Source organism: Aquaticitalea lipolytica, assembly GCF_014641635.1.
Lineage (GTDB): Bacteria > Bacteroidota > Bacteroidia > Flavobacteriales > Flavobacteriaceae > Aquaticitalea > Aquaticitalea lipolytica.
In genome coordinates, this window is record NZ_BMIC01000003.1 from 76,731 (window position 1) to 96,499 (window position 19,769).

A 19,769-nucleotide genomic window follows, 5' to 3' on the forward strand; every position below is an offset into this window, starting at 1 on the left:
GCTTTTTTATAAAGTTAAAATTGTATTTCTATTTGATTTTTTAGGATATCGTCAAAAGTTTCTCGTTTTCTTATTAAATGAGCTTCATTATTGTGCCATAAAACTTCAGCAGGTCTATACCTAGAATTATAGTTACTAGACATTGTAAAGCAATAAGCGCCAGCATTTTTAAAAGCTAACATGTCACCTTCTCTTATTTCATTAATACGTCTGTTGTTGGCAAATGTATCGGTCTCACAGATATAACCAACAACCGAATAAAAACGCTCTCTGCCTTTTGGATTAGAAATATTAATAATATCATGTTGAGAGCCATAAAGCATAGGTCGTATTAAGTGATTAAAACCTGAATCTACTTGGGCAAAAACTGTAGATGTTGTTTGTTTAACCACATTTACTTTGGTTAAAAACATACCAGCTTCACTCACTAAAAATTTACCAGGTTCAAAAGCAAGTGTTAGATCTCTTCCGTATTCTTTACAAAACTCATTAAATCTTTTAGAAAGTTTTTTGCCTAATTCTTCAATATTTGTTTCAATATCACCTTCTTTATAAGGCACTTTAAAACCAGAGCCAAAATCAATAAATTCTAAATCTTTAAAATGTTTAGCAGTATCAAATAATATTTCACTTGCATATAAAAACACATCAATATCTAAAATATCACTTCCTGTATGCATGTGTATTCCATTAATATTCATTTTTGTATTGTCAACAATCCTGAATAAATGTGGTAATTGATGAATAGAAATTCCGAATTTGCTATCAATATGTCCAACAGAAATATTAGTGTTTCCACCAGCCATAACATGAGGGTTTATACGAATGCAAACAGGTGTTTTAGGATGACGAGTACCAAACTGTTCTAAAATAGATAAGTTGTCAATATTTATTTGAACACCAAGTTCTGCCGCCATTTCGATTTCTTCAAGAGAAACACCATTTGGAGTGTATATTATTTGTTCAGGCAAAAAACCTGCTGCTAAGCCTAATTTAACTTCTTGAATAGAAACTGTATCAAGTCCAGAGCCCAAAGTGTTAAATAATTTTAGCACAGATATGTTTGATAATGCCTTGACCGCATAATTAATTTTTAAACTCTTCACCTTATTAAATGCAGACGTTAAACGTTTATATTGAGCTACAATTTTTTCAGAATTGTAAACGTAAACAGGACTGCCATAGTCCTTTGCAATTTTTAATAAGTTGTTTGTATCCATTATACTAAGTTAAAAATTTGATTCATTTATGAAGCGAAAGTATATGGAATACTTTATATAATCTTATAATTAAAAATATTTTACTAATTTTGAACATAATGTTAAATAATTAACAAATTGAAAACAATTGCATCCTGTGTACAAGAAATTGTAATGTCAAGCCCATTTTTAGAAGAAGGTTTATCAAGGCAGATAATAAATTTTTCTGCATTAGCTAAAGATTTAAATAAACCAATATCTATAATGTTAAAAAAACCTGTAAAAGAAGGTGCAATTATGATGGCGTTAAGACGCTACAATCAACCTATAAATATTAGTAATACTATACGTTCAAAAAAGGTATTTAAAAATTTAGGCGATATTACAGTTCGGTCAAATTTAAGTGATTTCACTTTTGAAAACTCCAAAACATTAATACATAGCCATTCTCAGGTTTTAGAAAAAATCAGTGACAATCATCAAATATTTTATGCATTTACTCGTGGAATATTTGAAACTAATATTGTTATTTCCAGTTTAGAGAAAGAAACTGTTTTAAAAGCTTTTAAAAATGAAACACAAACAGGATTGCAAGATAAATTATCTGCAATTAGTGTTAATTTACCAAAAGGTAATTCAAAAATTACTGGATTATATTATCAGATATTTAAGCGTTTAGCATGGGAAAACGTAAGCTTATATGAGGTAATATCTACTACAAACGAGTTTACAATATTAGTAGAAGACCATTTGGTAGACAAAGCTTTTTCAGTAATAAAACGATTAAAAGATTAATAACTTTTATCTGTAAAAGAGAATTACAATCAAATATTTATAAGACAATTTTTAATAAAATAACAAGACTTTAAATCTATACTAAAAAATATTGGTTAAAACAGTTAGTATGATTACTTTTGTGCTGCAATAAATTAAAGCGATTTCCTTCTTAAGGAAACGATAAACAGATAATTTAAGATGAATTTACACGAATATCAAGGAAAAGAAATTTTAAGCAGTTTTGGTGTACGTATCCAAAGAGGTATTGTTGCTCAAAATGCTAACGAAGCTGTTGCTGCTGCAAAGCAATTAACTGCTGAAACTGGAACAGGTTGGCATGTCATAAAAGCACAAATTCATGCTGGAGGACGCGGAAAAGGTGGAGGAGTAAAGCTAGCTAAAAACCTTCAGGAAGTTGAAGACATTGCTGGAAAAATTATAGGAATGAATTTGATTACACCTCAAACATCTAAAGAGGGAAAAAAGGTACATCAAGTTTTGGTTGCTGAAGACGTTTATTATCCTGGAGCTAGTGAAACGAGTGAATTCTATATGTCTGTTCTTTTAAATCGTGGTACTGGTCGTAATATGATTATGTATTCTACAGAAGGAGGAATGGATATTGAAACTGTTGCTGAAGAAACACCACATTTAATATTTACAGAAGAAATTGACCCATCAGTTGGATTGATGCCTTTTCAAGCTAGACGTATTGCTTTTAACTTAGGGTTAAGTGGTAATGCATTTAAAGAAATGACAAAGTTTGTTGCTTCGTTATATACTGCTTATGTAAAATCTGATGCCTCTTTATTTGAAATCAATCCTGTTTTAAAAACAAGTGATGATAAAATTATGGCTGTAGATGCTAAAGTTACTATTGACGATAATGCATTATTCAGACATAAAGATTATATGGATTTGCGTGATATACGTGAAGAGAATGCAATTGAAGTTGAAGCAAAAGCTGTAGGATTAAATTATGTTGACCTTGACGGAAACGTTGGTTGTATGGTTAATGGAGCTGGATTAGCAATGGCAACAATGGATTTAATTAAGCAAGCAGGTGGTGAGCCAGCTAACTTTTTAGATGTTGGTGGTACTGCAGATGCTGCTCGTGTTGAAGCTGCATTTAAAATTATATTAAAAGATCCTGCTGTAAAAGCTATCTTGATTAACATTTTTGGAGGTATTGTACGTTGCGACAGAGTTGCACAAGGTGTTATTGACGCTTACAAAAACATGGGAACTATTAATGTACCAATTATTGTGCGTTTACAAGGAACAAATGCTGACATCGCAAAAGAATTAATTGACAATTCAGGTTTAGATGTTATGAGTGCTACAGAGTTTCAAGAAGCTGCTGATAAAGTACAAGCTGTTTTATCTAAATAGTTTAAAAAACATTTATAAAAAAAGAGCAACGTTATTCGTTGCTCTTTTTTTGTTTTAATTTGTTTGTGTCTTCTTTTTTAGGCATAGGTCCTCGTAAATGAATTACAAGTCCATTAAGAAAGTTGCGTAACACTTGGTCACCACACTCCATATATTTTGGGTGGTCTTCTTTCCTAAAAAAAGCACCAAGCTCACTTTTAGAAATTCTGAAATCTACCAAAGCTAATATTTTTACAATATCATCATCACGAAGCTTTAGTGCTACGCGTAGTTTTTTAAATATATCATTATTAGTCATTAAAAATCTATTTTAATATAACGCAAAGCTACAATTAATAATAGTTTATAGTATATGAAGCTTTGTTTTATTTATTAAATAACCATTGATAAGCTGCAGGAAAATTATTGCTCCAAAGACCTTCGTTATGTTGGCCTCCTTCAATAATAATATTTTTTATGTTTTTGTTTTTAACACCTTTATGCTTTAAAAGTGTTACCATCTTTTTTTGATTAGAAACCATAGTTTCATCTTCATCTGTACCAACCATAAAATAAAATTTTGATGTTGAACTCAATTCAGCATTAGAAACTAAATCATAAATCTTATCACTATACCAAAATGAAGGCGAAAATACTCCAGTATTTCCAAAAATTTCTGGATGCTTTATAGCAGCATAAAATGATAATAAACCTCCAAGAGATGAACCGAAAATAGTAGTATGTTTTGCATCAGTTAGTGTTCTGTATGTAGAGTCTATTTTTGGTTTTAGTGTACTAATTATAAAATCGAGATATAGATCGCCTTTTCCTCCACCATATTTTTCATGCACATAAGGTGTAAGTTCTTCTATTCTTTTTTCGTTGCCATGCTCAATGCCAATAATAATAGATTCATTTTTACTTAAGGTATCTAAATACTCGTCAATTTTCCATTCTCCTGCATAAGATGAATGCATATCAAACAAGTTTTGAGCATCATGCATATAAATGACAGAATACGCTTTTTCAGAATTTTTATAATTTTTTGGTAAATACACCCAAATTTTCTTTTCAGTATTTAATTGAGGTGCTTCAATTGTAAAAGTGCTAACTTGTTGTGATGCAGTTGTTTGTGAGAAAATATTTATAGAAATAAAGCTTAAAAAAAGCAATAAAAAGTGTCTTAAATACATAATTTTTAAGAGATAAGATATGACCAAATTAAAATATTTCCGATTAAGTACATATTATTTTTCGACAAGTTACAATATATCAACGACAATAATATTTCTAATACAATTAACTTTATAATGTTGAATAAATACTCCCTCAGGTATGATAAATAGAGTTGAAAAATTGAGTTTGCTGTCAGAGATGATAGCTTTCGCGCAGACAGATACAAATATAAAATCCATTGAATACAAATTTCTATTAGGTGTTGCCAGGCAATTAGAAATTTCTCAAGAAGATTTCGATTATTTGTTTAAGTACCCAGTTACTTATGTTCACTTAAAATCTCATAGTGAACGTATAGTACAATTTCATCGTTTAGTTTTACTAATGAACTTAGATAAGGATATTAGTGAAAAAGAACTTGTGAAACTTCATAACTTTGGTCTAAGAATGGGTTTAAGTCACGAATCTATTAATAGAGTATTAGATGTGATGGAAAGTTTTCCTAATAAAATAGTTCCACCAGACTTTTTAATTGAAATATTTAAAGTACAGTATAATTAGACTTTTAGTTTCTCTAATTTATCCTGATAGTTTTTTATTTCATCTCTAAATTTAGCAGCTTGCATAAAGTCTAATGCTTTAGCAGCCTCTTCCATATTTTTTCGTTTTTCCCGTATTTTCTTTTCCAATTGACTTTTGGTAAGATATTGGCTTTCTGGTTCTGCAGCTATTTGTGCATCCAGTTCATAACGATATGTACTTACAGAGTTTTTAGACAAAGCATTGTCTAAGCTTTTGTTTAATGCTTTTGGAATTAAGCCATGTTTTGTGTTGTAAGCAATTTGTTTTTCGCGTCTGTAGTTAGTTTCATCAATAGTTTTTTGCATACTATTAGTAATCTTATCAGCATACATAATCGCTTTTCCGTTAAGGTTTCTAGCAGCTCTACCAACGGTTTGCGTTAATGAGCGTGCAGAACGTAAAAACCCTTCTTTATCAGCATCTAAAATAGCAACTAAAGACACTTCGGGTAAATCTAACCCTTCACGAAGTAGGTTTACACCAACTAAAACATCAAATAGCCCTTTTCGTAAATCTTGCATAATCTCAACACGCTCTAAAGTATCAACATCACTATGGATATAACGAACACGAATTTGAATTCTATCTAAATATTTAGTGAGCTCTTCAGCCATACGTTTTGTAAGTGTAGTTACTAAAGTACGTTCGTCTTTTTCAACACGTTGCTGAATTTCATCTATTAAATCATCAATCTGATTTAAACTTGGTCGCACTTCAATAATTGGGTCTAGTAACCCTGTTGGTCTAATAACTTGCTCAACATAAACACCATCAGTTTTTTGTAATTCGTAATCTGCTGGAGTAGCACTTACATAAATAACTTGATTTTGGAGTGCTTCAAACTCTTCAAATTTTAAAGGTCGATTATCCATAGCTGCTGGTAACCGAAAACCATATTCCACTAAATTCTCTTTACGACTTCTGTCTCCACCATACATAGCATGTACTTGTGAAATAGTAACATGGCTTTCATCTACAACCATTAAAAAGTCATTTGGGAAGTAATCTAGTAAACAGAATGGTCGTGTACCTGGTGCTCGTCCGTCTAAATACCTAGAATAGTTTTCAATACCAGAACAGTAACCTAATTCTCTAATCATTTCTAGGTCAAACTCTGTACGTTCTTTTAAACGTTTAGCTTCAAGGTGTTTGCCAATTTCTTTAAAATAATCGTGTTGTTTCATTAAATCATCCTGAATATCTCTAATTGCGCCTTGCAAAACTTCAGGTGAAGTCACAAACATATTTGCTGGATAAATTGTGAGTTTGTCATATGTCTCGATAACCTCATTAGTTTGAGCATTAAAGGCTTCCATGTCTTCAATTTCGTCACCAAAAAAGTGAATTCTAAAGGCGTGGTCTGCGTAACCTGGAAAAATATCTACTGTATCACCTTTAATTCTGAAATTTCCGTTATTAAAATCGGCTTCAGTACGAGAATATAAACTTTGAACGAGTTGATGTAATAACTGTGTACGAGAAATGATTTGATCTTTCTCTAAAGAGATGACGTTTTTTTGAAACTCCACAGGATTACCTATACCATATAAACAAGATACAGATGCTACCACAATGACATCACGACGACCAGAGAGTAGAGAAGAGGTAGTGCTTAATCGCATTTTCTCAATCTCTTCATTGATAGATAAATCTTTTTCTATATAAACGCCAGAAACAGGAATATATGCTTCTGGTTGATAATAATCATAATAAGACACAAAGTACTCTACTGCATTTTCAGGGAAGAATTGTTTGAACTCAGAGTATAATTGTGCAGCAAGGGTTTTGTTATGTGCTAAAACCAAAGTTGGTCGTTGCACTTCTTCAATAACATTTGCAACGGTAAAAGTTTTACCAGAACCAGTAACACCAAGTAAGGTTTGGTACTTTTCGCCAGCCTCAATACCAGTTGCTAATTGCTTAATGGCTTGAGGTTGGTCTCCTGTTGGGCTAAATTCTGATTTGACTTTAAACTTCATTGTCTAAAATTACATAATTACCTTACCAATGCAAAATGACCTTTGTACGTTTTGCCATCTGCAAGTGTGACTACAAACCAATAATCATCACTTGGTAAATTATAGCCATTTAGAGTGCCATCCCATCCTGCAGTCAAGTTATTTTGTTGTGTTATAAACTTTCCATAACGGTCGAAAATTTTTATATCAATACCTTGATTAAATTGTGCATTTACACCATAAACTTTCCAAGTATCATGAATTGAGTCTCCATTAGGTGTGAAATATTTTGGAAAGCCTAATACAGATATTAATTTCTCAACAATACCACAACCATTTCTGTCTCTTACATAAACTGTATGAAAACCAGGTAACACATTAGTAAATGTATTGCTTTCCTGGTAAAATCCGTTGGCATTATCTAAAGCATAATCATAAAACCCTTCTCCAGAAACTTGTATTGTTACTGTATTATTAAAGGTGCCTTCTTCAACAATAACATTATCTATTGTTGCAATATTTGATGCTGTTACAGTTATTGTTCTTGATGCATTACAACCGTTTGGGTCTGTTACTATTACTGTATATACACCAGCTTCATTTACATCGTTAAAAGATGTATTTACAGATGTAATATTACCATTGTATAACCACTCGTAATAATAATTACTTGGTGAATCGTTATGAACGCCACCATAAATTCTAATGGTTTCAGGATAAGAGTTTAAACAATAAAAGACAGCTTCATCATCTAACAAAACAGGAGTGTAAAGCACATTTAGTTGTACAGTAGATATAGCATAACATTCATTATTGCTAGATATGAGTACATATAAGGTTTGAGAATTTTGAGTAGTGTTCTGGTATGGAGAACTCAAACTATTTACATTATCTAATGCTTCTTGCTCTGTTTCAAAGTAGGTTGCAACAGCTCCTGCTGGAATTTGATTTTGAAACGTTGCAGTAATATCATTTAAGTTGAATAATGTAAATCCGTCAATTGGATTATCATCACATGCAAATTGAGGCGCTATTGTTACAGTATTCATTGAGGTATTTAATTGTACTTCAGCAATGCTGAAACAACCATCTTGATTTTCAACTCGTGCATAAACAATTTGTGACACATAGGTGTTTTGAAAACTATTTGGTGTTGCTATTGGATTAGTATTTTGATTTGCGTCATTTATATCTTCAAAAAAATTAGGAATAAATAACACATTATTACCATTAGTAATGGTTTGTTCAGCATCATACAAGTTAAAATACGTTATACCATCTTGGTTGAGGTCGCATTCTGTTATGGATGTATTTATGGCATTTATATCTGGATAATATTCTATAGTAATTTCACCATAAGACACACAGCTATTATTAAGTGTAACTTCTACATTATATACTCCTGCATCTGTAAGAGATAGAGTAGAATTAACTTCTGTAAGTAACTCAACACCATCTTTAAACCATTTATAACTAGTTGCATTTGCTTGAGTAGCATCTATCTGATATGAATCATTCTGACAAAGTGCATTATTTGTTGAAACTAATAAGTCTGGACCTAAATCGGTTGATAATTGAAAGCTACCAGCTTCTAAAAACACAGCAGAATCATAGCGATAATTTTGCTCATCAGCAATAACTAATTTTACATGGTAAGTTTGATTTGGTATCACATCTGCTGTGGCTGTTAATATTTTTGTTTGGCCATTAAAATTAATAGGCGACACAAAGCCATTCCAACTACCAAAATAAGCTTCGTTAATTGCAGGACAACCACCAGGAATATCTGGATGAACAGTTGTTACTTTTACAGGTGTTTGCGTATTGGGCACCAATGCAATATTTGTATATTGTTGGTCACCAACAGGACGAATTAAAAACCCAAACAAGTCAGAATACTGACACGTATTAGGATTGCCTTCTTGATATTCTTCAGAGGCAAAAATATATCGAAAACTAATTTGTGATGCTACTGATGTAAAGTCGAATTCTAAAATTGTTGCATTGATGGTATTATTTTCGTTTAGAGCAGCTTCGAGGTCATTGTCTCCTATCCAGCCTCCTGCATTGTCGTCACTTAATGATGTGTTAGGTCCTGGAACATTTGTTAAACGACCTGTACTTAGTACAATTCCACTTTGAAAAGGGAAGTTACTTCCGTTAGCATCAAAATAACCATAGCTTTGAGTTGCTCCACCAAAGTTTCCACCAACAACATTTGTTACAACCACATTATCTATACAGTTACTGTTTATAAGAATGTTTTCTACTAACTGTTGTGGTGTATATGTCTGACTGTCTACAACAATGTTTTGAGTAAACATGGTTAATGGAAGTAAGAGGCCTATAGTAAAAAGTATGCGTTTCATTTACAATTTTTGCGACTGTAAAGATACACATACTTCTTAATGTTCTACTTCAATAAAATGTTAAGATTGAAATTGAAAAACTTATCTCTTCAACGCAAAATGTCCTTTTGCCTGAAACTCATATCCACCACCTTTTACATCGGCTACAAACCAATAATCGCTTGATGGCATTAGTTCGCCATTATAAGTTCCGTCCCAACCATTTGATGTTGATGTTAAATAGTGTAACTGCTTGCCATATCTATCAAATATATAAATAACAGTTCCTGGTAAATTTTCAACACCTGTGATATGCCAAGTATCAAAATATCCATCTTGATTTGGTGTCATGAATTTAGGAAAATCAATCACAACAACTTCTTTAGTTACTTCAGAACATCCATTTAAATCAATAATTGTAATTGTGTGATATCCAATACCAACATTTTCAAATACATTAGACTCTTGAGGCTCATTATCATCTAATTGATATAAGTAGTTTCCAATACCACTTATTGTAACTGTTATATTATTTGGGTCTGAGAAATCAATAGTTTCAGTAAATTCTATTGTTGCTTGTTCAGATACAGTAACATTAAATACTTGTGTAGTCTGACAACCAGAGGGAGTCGTTACAGTTACCCAATATGTACCAACAACAGTTATTTCAATTTCTGGTGTTGTTTCGTTGGTTGACCATAAATAAGTGTCTCCAGCATTGTTTGTATTTGCACTAACATGCAATGGTAAATTGTCTAAACAGATTACTTGGTCAGGTATATCAACAACAGGTCTTGGATTTACTATTGTTGTAAATTGAGATGTATTATAGCATCCTGTAGTATTATTTTCAACTCTTGCATAAATTGTTTCGTTATTAGAAGCAGCATATACATTTGGTAGAGCATTTAATCCTGAGTTTGCATCAGTTTGAGAGTTATAATAAGTTACTGAATAGCTAAATGCACTTTGACCATCAAGTATTGTTGTATTTTGTTGTGTTAAATCGAAATCTAAAAGCCCATCAAAATCATCATCACAATCTTCTAAATTTGAAGGTGTATTTGCAATTGGTAAAGGGTTTACAATTAATTGAAAAGCATAAGTTGTAAAGCAAAATGTTGTTGCGTTTTCAATTCTTATATGAATTGTATCACTATTGGTTTGGTATGTATAGTTTGTACTAATGGCATTTGTACCATCAAAAGCATCTGTCGCATTACTGTAATAGGTAATGTTTGTATTTGCAGTAGAATTTACTATTAGTGAATTTACTTCAGTTAAATCATAAAAATCTGTTTCATTATCACAAATATCTACACTTCCAAAGTTATTTATTGCAGGAGGAAGGTTAACAATTAATTCAAGTGGGACAGCTACATAACAATTAGAAATAGTATTTGTAACTTTTACATATACTGTTTGAGGATTTGTAATATTATTATATGCAGTAGGTGTTTGAATTGGGTTGGTATTGGCATCTAAATCTGCTAAAGTTTCAAAATAAGATACAGTGATGTTGTTTTGTCGAACATCAAAAATTTCAAATTCTGAAACGGTTAAATCAAATGTTACACTGCCATCGCTATCAGTATCACACATTACTAAAGGTTCAGGTGTGTTAACTGTTGGCGATTGTATAACACTTAGTATAAAACTTGTAGTAGATATACAAATAGTTCCGTTATCTATTCTAACATATATTTCCTGTGGATTTACAGTATTTGCATATTGCAACGGAAGTGCATTTGTACCATTGTCTGCATCAGCTTGTGTTATATGGAATGTAATATCTAATGTGTCATTTATGCCTTGTGAGATTTCGGTTATTTTTTCATTTAAATCAAAAACTTCGCTTCCGTTATTTGCAATATCGTCACAAACAGACCAATCGCTTGGTTCATTAAATTCTGGATTAGATCCAACTTCAATTATAAAACTTGAAGTTCCATAACAGTCTACATCAGTAAGATTTTCAACTCTTACATAGATGGTTTGTGGATTAGATATGTTTTGATATGCTACGTTTTTATCAATAATATTTGTTCTGTTATCAGCATCAGCTTGACTAATAAAATATAAAGTTTGTTTTCCTGGCTGTCCGTTTAATATTTCAGCATCTTTATTAGAAAAGATAAAATCTCCAATGCCATCGCTAGCATTTTCACAAATCTTGTAATTGCTAATACTGGAAAAAACAGGAAGTGTATTTACTATAATTTGAAAACTTTCAGTTGAGTAACAACCAGAAACGGTATTAACAACTCTTACATAAACAGTTTGAGTGTTTGCGTTATATGTTGTTGTATTCGTAATTGCATTTGTTGCAGTATCTGCATCAGCTTGTGAATTATAAAAAGTAATATCTCTATCTGTAGTATCTGTTACTAATTCACTTATTTTTTGAGTTAAATCTACTACAAAAAAACCATCTTGGTCATCATCACAGATTACAATATCTGTAGGTTGTGAGGTAAGAGGAGCAGGTAGTATTTGTATTTCAAAAGAACTAACATCAGCACAGCCTGTAACATTAGATCTAACTCTAATATAAAATGTTTGAGGATTAGAAGTGTTTGTATAAAATGCTGGCAACTGATTTGTATCAGCATCTGCATCAGCTTGTGTTTCAAAATAGGTTACTGAATAGTCTGTTTGACCGCTTGTTATTTGGCTATCAAAACTATGTAAATCTATAGATGTAAAACCATCTTGATCTGTATCGCAATAATCTACAGTGCCAATAGTTGGGAATTCAGTAATTGGATATAAGATGAGTTGAATTTCTGATGCCTCTTCACAAGTAGGACTATTTAATGTAATGTATAGTGTTTGTGGATATGATGAAGGTGTATAAGGTACAAAAGGGTCTAATGCATTAGTTTGATTAGTTTGGTCGTTTAGTGTTTCATAAAATGTTACAGTTACATCAGGTAAACCATTAATAATAACTTGTGCAATATTGTTTAAGTCAAACTCTTCAGTACCATCATTTGCATTGTCACACAATGAAAAATCCTGTATTACTGTTCCAGTTAAAAGTAAATTTGAATGTATTTCTATAGCAGTAACCGAAGCACAACCTGTTGAATCATCTACAACACGAATATAAATGGTCTGTTCGTTTGCAACAATATTATCATAGTTAGTTTCATCTGCAATTGGATTATCTCCTGAAACAGCATCGTTATAGGTTTCATGAAAAGTTACTGAAACTCCTGTTAATCCTTGTAAAACATCATCTATAATTGTTGTTAAATCGAAGGTAGCAAACCCATCATGATCGGAATCACAAGCATCAATATAATGTGGTCCAGTATTTATAACTGGGTTATTTAAAACAGTGATATCTAAAGTTGTTGTACTAACACATCCTGTTTGAGAGTTGATGACTCTAACAAATACTTGTTCAGACGGATTTGTGTTTACATAAGGCATTGGTATAGCATTAGCACCAGAATCTGCATCTGCTTGTGTATAATGATAAGACACTACAAGGTTAGCTTGTCCTCCTGTAATTTCATCATCTTTCTCGGTTAAATCTATTTGAGTAACACCATCTGAAGTCATATCATCACAAACCAAAAGTTCTGTTGGGTCTGTAATATTTGGCATTGGGTTAACTATCAAATTAAAAGTAGAATATGCTAAACATCCACTTGTTGTATCTTCAATTCTTACATAAATGGTTTGCGGATTTGAAGTGTTTTGAATTGGAGATGCTATTGCGTTACTATTGCTTTGAGCATCTGCATTAGTTAAGTGATATGATATGGTATATGTTGAAGGAGGTACTGAAGCTAGTACTTCGCTATCTTTTGTACTTAAATCGAAAGTTTCAATTTCATCTGCACTTGTATCATCACAAATTTCATAATCACTTATAGGAGCAGCAGTTTGGGTTGAACTAAGCGCAATTGTTACAGTATCTTCAATTATACAACTAGTATTTGAAAAAGGAATATCTATCATTACTGTATAATCACCAGATTGTGTTACAGATAATGTAGACTGTGTTTCTCCAGGAATTAAAATAGAGTTTAAATACCAAGAGTAGGTTGCTTGTGGGTTTTGAATATCACCATCAAGCAAAATAGTGTCTGCACATGTTGTAATATCATCACCTAAATCTACAGTTGCATTAAAACTGTTTCCTTCAATAAATACAGCAGAATCGTAATTTTTATCTGTTTGGTCGGCAATAATAAGTTTTATATGGTATTGTACATTAGGTGTAATAGTTGCAGTAGCAGTCATAACAGTTGTACGACCATTATAATTGGTAGCTCCTAAATTGTAACCTTCAAAATATTGTGCGTTTGAAGCACTACAAAAACCTACAATTTCATCGTGAATTGTATTAGTATTAACAGGTGTTGAGGTTCCTGGTATTACAGCAATATTAACATAAGGATCACTAGTGCCAGCTTCTTTTATTAAAAATGCAAATCCGTCGGAATACTCACAAGGGAAATCTCCAAAGTATTCTTCTGATGCAAGAATGTAATTAAATTGTAACTGATTAGAAATAGAAATAAAATCGAACTCTATTGATGTGGCATTTAAAGTATTTGATATACCTAGTGCAGTTTCTAAATCAGGATCTGTAAGCCAATCGGGTTGACCTTCATTTAAAACCGCATTGTTTTGACCATTTCCACCAGAAATTGCATTTCCTGTAGATAACATAATTCCGTTTGCAAATGGAAAGTTTGAAGCTCCTCTTTCAAAATAACCAAAACTTGAAAATCCATTAACCGAGCCATTGACTTGCGAAGTTATGTTTGATGTTTCAACACAACCTTGAACTAAATTATTTTCTATAAGTTGTTGTGCAGTAAAACTATTGTCTATAGTAATTTGTTGCGAAAATGTAAGGTTGCACAAAAAGCATGCAAATACAAGGAGGGAAACTTGGAACTTTTTCATACTAAATAGGTTAAGTTTTTAGTCACAAACACACACGATTTGGAGCGCAATGGTCATGAATCATTTAGTTAAGGGCGAAAAATATGTTAAAATTAGATGAAATGCAAAATAATACGATGAAATACACTAAATATTAACATTTAGTAATTCATATACACCCAACCTTGCAGAGATTTATAGTTTGGGTCGTTTAAATTAAGGATATAGTAATACGTGCCAACAGGTAATAATTTGCCTAAGTTGTTTAAGCCTTTATTAGCTTTTCCATCCCATGGTTTACTATTATTACCTTCAAAAATTAAGGTGCCTAAACGATTATAAATTAATAGCTCATGCTGTTCGAAAATATCATATAAACCTTGAATATTAAACCAATCATTATAACCATCGTCATTTGGTGAAAATCCTTCAGGTATATAAGGCGGACAGTTTTCAACCAGAATATCAAACTGATAAATTTCATAGCATGGAGGTGTAGCTACTTTTACGTAAATAGTTTGAGGGTTTGTTGTGTTTGAATAGCTATCAGGATTTAGAATTTCATTTTCGTTTTGCTCTAAATCTTCTATACTTGTATAAAACGCTATATTTGCTGAAGTATCTACAGCTTCAAAAAAAATAGTTGTGAGATTAAAAACTGCTGAGTTAAAACCTTCATCACAACTTACGGCAGATGGTAGTATTTGAATTGGAGGAATAGTTAGTAGCTCAATTTGGCTTTCAGCTAAATTATTATCTTCATTAATTTCTGTTACAATTCCGTTATTGAATCCATCATCATCTACAATAACTGTTAAGAGAAAGTCATCTTCTAAAAAATTAGGAATGCTAAGTGTAATTGTTCCATTTTCTGATTCACCAATTGCAATACTATTTTGGGTTGTAGTTTGACCAATTAAAAGATTATCTGCATAAAAGGCAATAGGTGTGTTTGCAGGTAAAACATCTGTTGCATTAACATTATAAACTGTATAATCTAATTCAATTTCTAATGAGCCACAATTCACTACATAATCATCTATGGTTATTGTGGCATCTGGTAACTGGCTATTTAAAACTGTTATTATGTTATTTATGATAATTAAATCTGCTCTAAAAACACCATTGCTATCAAAAGCTCCTGTGGTCATTTTTATGGTTGCTGAGGTATCACCAATTTGAATATTGTTTTGTATGTTGTATACATCTAAATCGCAATTATAAAAGGTGTTAGAGTTGGTAAATGTATTAGTACCATTAAAAGCATTATCAGCCAAATTTAGCGGTGGATTTGATAAAATATTGTCATTAATTGATAATGATTCTCCAAAATTTAGACTGTTATCACCTTCCCAAGCCAAAAAGCCAATCTTGGCATTTTGATTATCAATGACATTTAAATTATCGAGAACAATTGTTTTTTCCTGAACGTTTCTATCAATAATTTCTAAACCTTGAAAAATGCTTAATTGATTAAGTGGCAAAGTACTATCTTCAAACACCACATAAATACTCCAGCCAGCAAAATTTGTTCTGTTGTTGCAATAACCTGGATTGTTAATTAGAGTTTCAGAAATATCTAAATTTGATAATTCATAAGTAGTATTGCCTTGAGAAATTATTTGTTCTGTTACGTCTGCAAAACAAGAAAAATAGGTAAGAACACCATTAAGAGCATCACTGTACTGAACTGTATAAGTTTGTTGAGCATCTATTGAAGATCCATTTAAACTTACATTTGTATCTCCAAATCCTGAGCCTGCCCAATATAAATAAGCAGCAACAATTGTTGAACTAGGTGATAGGATTAAATCGGCTTGTGAAGAAGGCAAAGTGCTGCAAAAACTTTGGTCTAAATTATTTTCAAATTGATTTAAGGTATTGCCAATTGCAGTATAGTCATATCGACCATTAAATTGCTGATATAGTTCAATATCCTGACCAAAAAGATGACATGGTAGATATAATAATAAACAAATAAAAAATTGGTTAAACTTCATATTCAATCAATTTAACCACCAATTTACATAAATTATTGGTTATCGTTTTAAGGTAAAATGACTTTTAAATACTCTACCATCCTCTAAAGTTACTGCAAACCAATAATCACTAGAAGGTAGCTTATATCCATTTAATGTTCCATCCCAACCTCTACTTAAAGGGTCTAATTCTTTTAATAATTTACCTTGCCTGTCAAAAATGTAAATTACACTTTCAGCTTGAAATTGAGGCGTAATACCATACACTTGCCAATAGTCATGAAATCCATCGTTATTTGGTGTAAAATATTTAGGAAAACCGATAACAGAAACAATTTCATCTACAATACCACAATCGTTTTTATCTCTAACATAAACAGTATGTAAACCAGGAGCAACGTTTTCAAAAACATTGCTGTCTTGGTATGGACCAAATTCATTATCGATTGCATATTCATAATCACCTTCACCTGTTACTAAAACAGTAAGTGTATTATTATTTGAAGCATCTACTATGTTAATACTTGTAATTGTAGCAATGTTAGATGGTAATACAGTCACAGTTCTGTCTTTAAAACAGCCATTTGTATTTGTAACTCTTACAGTATAAGTACCTGGAGCATCAATCATAATTTCTGAAGTGTCTTCACCTGTAGACCATAAATAATAATAGTTGCTAGGAGAATCTCCAATAACACCACCATTTATAGTAATTGTTTCAGGAAATGAATTAAGACAATATAGGGTTTCAAACGTAGTTTCAATGTTTGGTAATTTAAACACTCTTAATCTAACTTCACTAATACCATAACACGCATTAGAGTTTTCAACTCTTGCATAAATAATTTGGTTGTAAGCTACTGTGTTTGTAAAATTATTTGGCAATGGATTTTGCTCTGTTAATGCATTTTCATAAGTCTCATAATAACTTAAATCTAATCCAGGAGGCAAATTAAATAAAACTGTAGCATCAGCATCAGAGAGAGTGAAATTAAAAAAGCCATCTTCTGTACCATCATCATCACAAACCTCTAGTGTAGCATTGTTTGCAGATGTGGTACTAACTTGAAGCGTTAAAACAGCAATATTATAACACCCTGTAATATCATTTACAACTTTAGCGTAAACAGTTTGCGGATTAAAAAAGTTATGGAATGCATCACCATTAATTTGGTTTGTACCATTAACAGCGTTATTTTGTGTTAAATAATAAGTAATACTTCTGTCTGTTGCACCACCTGTAATATCATCAAAAACCTGATTTAAATTAAAAATGGTGTATCCTTCAGGAATACCATCCTCATCACACTGAATAATTGTTGTATCGTTAGCAATAGGAGCATCATTTACAGTTAAAATAAACGAATCTGTACTAAAACAATCTGTATTTGCATTGTTTTCTATACGAACAAAAATCTCTTCTGTATAAGGAGTTGTGTTAGTATAAGAGTTTGGTAATGGGTTACTGTTGCTATCTGCATCTGTTTGCGAATTGTGATAGGTAATTGTATAAAGTGTTGCATCTTGACTACCTAAAATTTCAGTATTTAACGCAGTTAAATCTGTTGTAGTTGTGCCATCCATTGCATTACCACTAAAATCTTCATCACAAATATCAATATCATTTAAAGTTGTGACAACAGGAGTAACAAATACTTCAACAAAAAATGAAGTAGTATCATAGCAGTTAGGGTTTTCAATATTATGTATTCTTACAAATATTTCTTGCGGACTTGATGTGTTTGTAAAAGGACCAACAATTTCATTAGTGTTGTCATCTGCATCTTGTTGTGTGGTAAAATAATGTACGCTATAAATTGCAGGATCTTGAGTATCTAAAACTTGAGCATCTTGAGTTGTTAAATCGAAGGTAGATGTAGTTGTAGCATCACAATTAACCATATCATTAGGTTGATTTGCTATTGGAATATCAAAAACACCAACAACAGCTTCTCCTTCAATTGGGCATTCTCCATTATTAGGTTCAATAAAAACCTCATAAAAACCAGGAGTATCTACAAATAACTGAAAATTGGTTTCTGCTGGTAAAATAATTCCATCTTGAGACCATGTATAAGTGGCACCTGGGATTTCTAAAGCAGATAAAGTATAGCTGTCGCCAGTACAGAGTTTTAGCTCTGTTGTGCTTATTCCGTTTTGAATAATATCTATTTGTGTATTAAATAATGACTGAATAAAAGGAGGTAACCCAATACGGCTTAAGTTTTGAAATGTACCAGATACGTCAACTAGAATCCCATTTTCATTGTAATTTGCAGCAGCACCATCGGCTTCAGGATTATTAATTACTCCTAAAAATCTGCCACTAGTATTTATGTTACTAAAATTTACCTGGGCTCTATATATTTTTTTGTTGATTCCTAATTGTAAAGCTCCAGCACTTAAAGAGTTTGAAGTATGCACAACAGCTTGCGAAGCAGGAATATCTGCACTTAATAAATCCCATTGCAAAACAGAACTTGCACCATTTCCTGAAACACCAGCATTTATTGTTGCATATACTTTTCTGTTCTCTGAAGAAAATTCAACACCATATGGACTATCCCCATTTTGAGGACCATAAAGTTCAATTGAATTAGAAACAACACCTGTGTTATTATCAAAATCAAATAAATATACTCCACCAGCAGCATCGCCACCTAAAGTTGTAGCAAAGCCAAAATGAGCGACTACTAGTTTTTCTCCATCAGGCGAAGCTTTTATATATCCTAAAGCATTTCGTCTGTATCCTGAAACAGGAACAACTGGACCAACAATAGATTCAACAGGTGTTGTATTAACACCATTTATATCAACTTTAAAGGCATAAAAACGATCCACAAAATGAGTTATCACCCAAAAAGAAGAACAATCATCTGCTTTTACAGCTGTAATTTTTTCAGAGCACTTAAAATCTACTTGATCAGGATTATTAGTATCGTATGTAACTAATTGTATGTTTTTTTCAACTGGGTCTACATCTCCTAATCCTCCATTTAAATTAATATCAACTAATGAATATGTTAATCCATCATTAATTCCATCACCATCGGTTTGATTTGGAAAAGCTGAAGAGTTAAAATGATGAGGTTCATCTACAGTAAAAATGTAATAAAAATTTGGGTCTTGTGGTTTTGGTACTATTAATCCAGAGGATGTACTAGAATCATCACCTTTTAAACCTGTACCAAATGCTTCACTTGCATTAGCCATAGGTTGGTGTAAACTATTCCAAACGGTTCTTCCATCTGAATAAAATAGTAAGTTACCATTTGTATCTGAAATAGATGTGCAACCTTCTAAAGTGTTGAGTTGGCCATCTGTTACAGCTGTAACAGTACCAGAACCAGCATTAAAGCGTAAGCCTGCATTTTTACCAAAATACCAATTAGAAGCTTCATTTTGCGCAAAGGTTTGAATACTAATACATAGTATAAAAAATAAGAGAATCTTTTTCATAGGATAGCTAAA

11 protein-coding genes are annotated in these 19,769 nt (G+C 31.9%); 3 read left to right on the forward strand and 8 right to left on the reverse strand.

From position 1 onward, the window contains the following. Positions 1-14 precede the first annotated feature (14 nt). Complete coding sequence (gene lysA / locus IEW41_RS09250; RefSeq protein WP_188606072.1) at positions 15-1,220, reverse strand: diaminopimelate decarboxylase; 1,206 nt, start codon at positions 1,218-1,220, stop codon at positions 15-17. Between the two features lie 117 nt (positions 1,221-1,337). Here lysA and IEW41_RS09255 point away from each other — a divergent pair, with 117 nt between their 5' ends. Further along, entirely contained in the window at positions 1,338-1,994 is a 657-nt protein-coding gene (locus tag IEW41_RS09255; RefSeq protein WP_188606073.1) for a hypothetical protein, read from the forward strand. 180 nt (positions 1,995-2,174) lie between these two features. Further along, complete coding sequence (sucC, locus tag IEW41_RS09260) at positions 2,175-3,368, forward strand: ADP-forming succinate--CoA ligase subunit beta (protein WP_188606074.1); 1,194 nt, start codon at positions 2,175-2,177, stop codon at positions 3,366-3,368. Positions 3,369-3,399: 31 nt separating this feature from the next. On the opposite strand, the gene IEW41_RS09265 is transcribed toward sucC, so the two are convergent. Next, entirely contained in the window at positions 3,400-3,666 is a 267-nt protein-coding gene (locus tag IEW41_RS09265) for a DUF1456 family protein (protein ID WP_188606075.1), read from the reverse strand. A 67-nt stretch (positions 3,667-3,733) separates the two neighbouring features. Further along, positions 3,734-4,540: an alpha/beta hydrolase gene (locus IEW41_RS09270; RefSeq protein ID WP_188606076.1), complete on the reverse strand. Its 807-nt coding sequence runs from the start codon at positions 4,538-4,540 to the stop codon at positions 3,734-3,736. Positions 4,541-4,682: 142 nt separating this feature from the next. Between IEW41_RS09270 and IEW41_RS09275 the strand changes: the two genes are divergently transcribed. Beyond that, a complete protein-coding gene (locus IEW41_RS09275) occupies positions 4,683-5,084 on the forward strand; it encodes a TerB family tellurite resistance protein (protein ID WP_188606077.1) in 402 nt (133 codons plus the stop codon). Here IEW41_RS09275 and uvrB read toward each other — a convergent pair. The 5 genes from uvrB to IEW41_RS09300 form a co-directional block, all read right to left on the reverse strand. Continuing rightward, a complete protein-coding gene (gene uvrB / locus IEW41_RS09280) occupies positions 5,081-7,084 on the reverse strand; it encodes an excinuclease ABC subunit UvrB (protein WP_188606078.1) in 2,004 nt (667 codons plus the stop codon). The two genes, IEW41_RS09275 and uvrB, sit on opposite strands and share 4 nt — an antisense overlap. A gap of 17 nt (positions 7,085-7,101) precedes the next feature. After that, positions 7,102-9,432: a T9SS type B sorting domain-containing protein gene (locus tag IEW41_RS09285; protein WP_188606079.1), complete on the reverse strand. Its 2,331-nt coding sequence runs from the start codon at positions 9,430-9,432 to the stop codon at positions 7,102-7,104. Positions 9,433-9,513: 81 nt separating this feature from the next. Continuing rightward, positions 9,514-14,340: a T9SS type B sorting domain-containing protein gene (locus IEW41_RS09290; RefSeq protein WP_188606080.1), complete on the reverse strand. Its 4,827-nt coding sequence runs from the start codon at positions 14,338-14,340 to the stop codon at positions 9,514-9,516. A 140-nt stretch (positions 14,341-14,480) separates the two neighbouring features. Continuing rightward, the gene (locus IEW41_RS09295; protein WP_188606081.1) at positions 14,481-16,319 is read right to left on the reverse strand and encodes a T9SS type B sorting domain-containing protein; all 1,839 of its coding nucleotides are present in this window, start codon (positions 16,317-16,319) and stop codon (positions 14,481-14,483) included. A gap of 39 nt (positions 16,320-16,358) precedes the next feature. Further along, a complete protein-coding gene (locus IEW41_RS09300; RefSeq protein WP_188606082.1) occupies positions 16,359-19,757 on the reverse strand; it encodes a T9SS type B sorting domain-containing protein in 3,399 nt (1,132 codons plus the stop codon). Between the last annotated feature and the right edge of the window lie 12 nt (positions 19,758-19,769).

What these genes read in the sequence shown, in the direction of transcription:
- IEW41_RS09300 (WP_188606082.1), bottom strand. Translation starts at nt 19,757, where the DNA reads ATGAAAAAGATTCTCTTATTTTTTATACTATGTATTAGTATTCAAACC.
- sucC (WP_188606074.1), top strand. Translation starts at nt 2,175, where the DNA reads ATGAATTTACACGAATATCAAGGAAAAGAAATTTTAAGCAGTTTTGGT.
- IEW41_RS09270 (WP_188606076.1), bottom strand. Translation starts at nt 4,540, where the DNA reads ATGTATTTAAGACACTTTTTATTGCTTTTTTTAAGCTTTATTTCTATA.
- IEW41_RS09275 (WP_188606077.1), top strand. Translation starts at nt 4,683, where the DNA reads ATGATAAATAGAGTTGAAAAATTGAGTTTGCTGTCAGAGATGATAGCT.
- lysA (WP_188606072.1), bottom strand. Translation starts at nt 1,220, where the DNA reads ATGGATACAAACAACTTATTAAAAATTGCAAAGGACTATGGCAGTCCT.
- IEW41_RS09285 (WP_188606079.1), bottom strand. Translation starts at nt 9,432, where the DNA reads ATGAAACGCATACTTTTTACTATAGGCCTCTTACTTCCATTAACCATG.
- IEW41_RS09295 (WP_188606081.1), bottom strand. Translation starts at nt 16,319, where the DNA reads ATGAAGTTTAACCAATTTTTTATTTGTTTATTATTATATCTACCATGT.
- IEW41_RS09265 (WP_188606075.1), bottom strand. Translation starts at nt 3,666, where the DNA reads ATGACTAATAATGATATATTTAAAAAACTACGCGTAGCACTAAAGCTT.
- IEW41_RS09290 (WP_188606080.1), bottom strand. Translation starts at nt 14,340, where the DNA reads ATGAAAAAGTTCCAAGTTTCCCTCCTTGTATTTGCATGCTTTTTGTGC.
- uvrB (WP_188606078.1), bottom strand. Translation starts at nt 7,084, where the DNA reads ATGAAGTTTAAAGTCAAATCAGAATTTAGCCCAACAGGAGACCAACCT.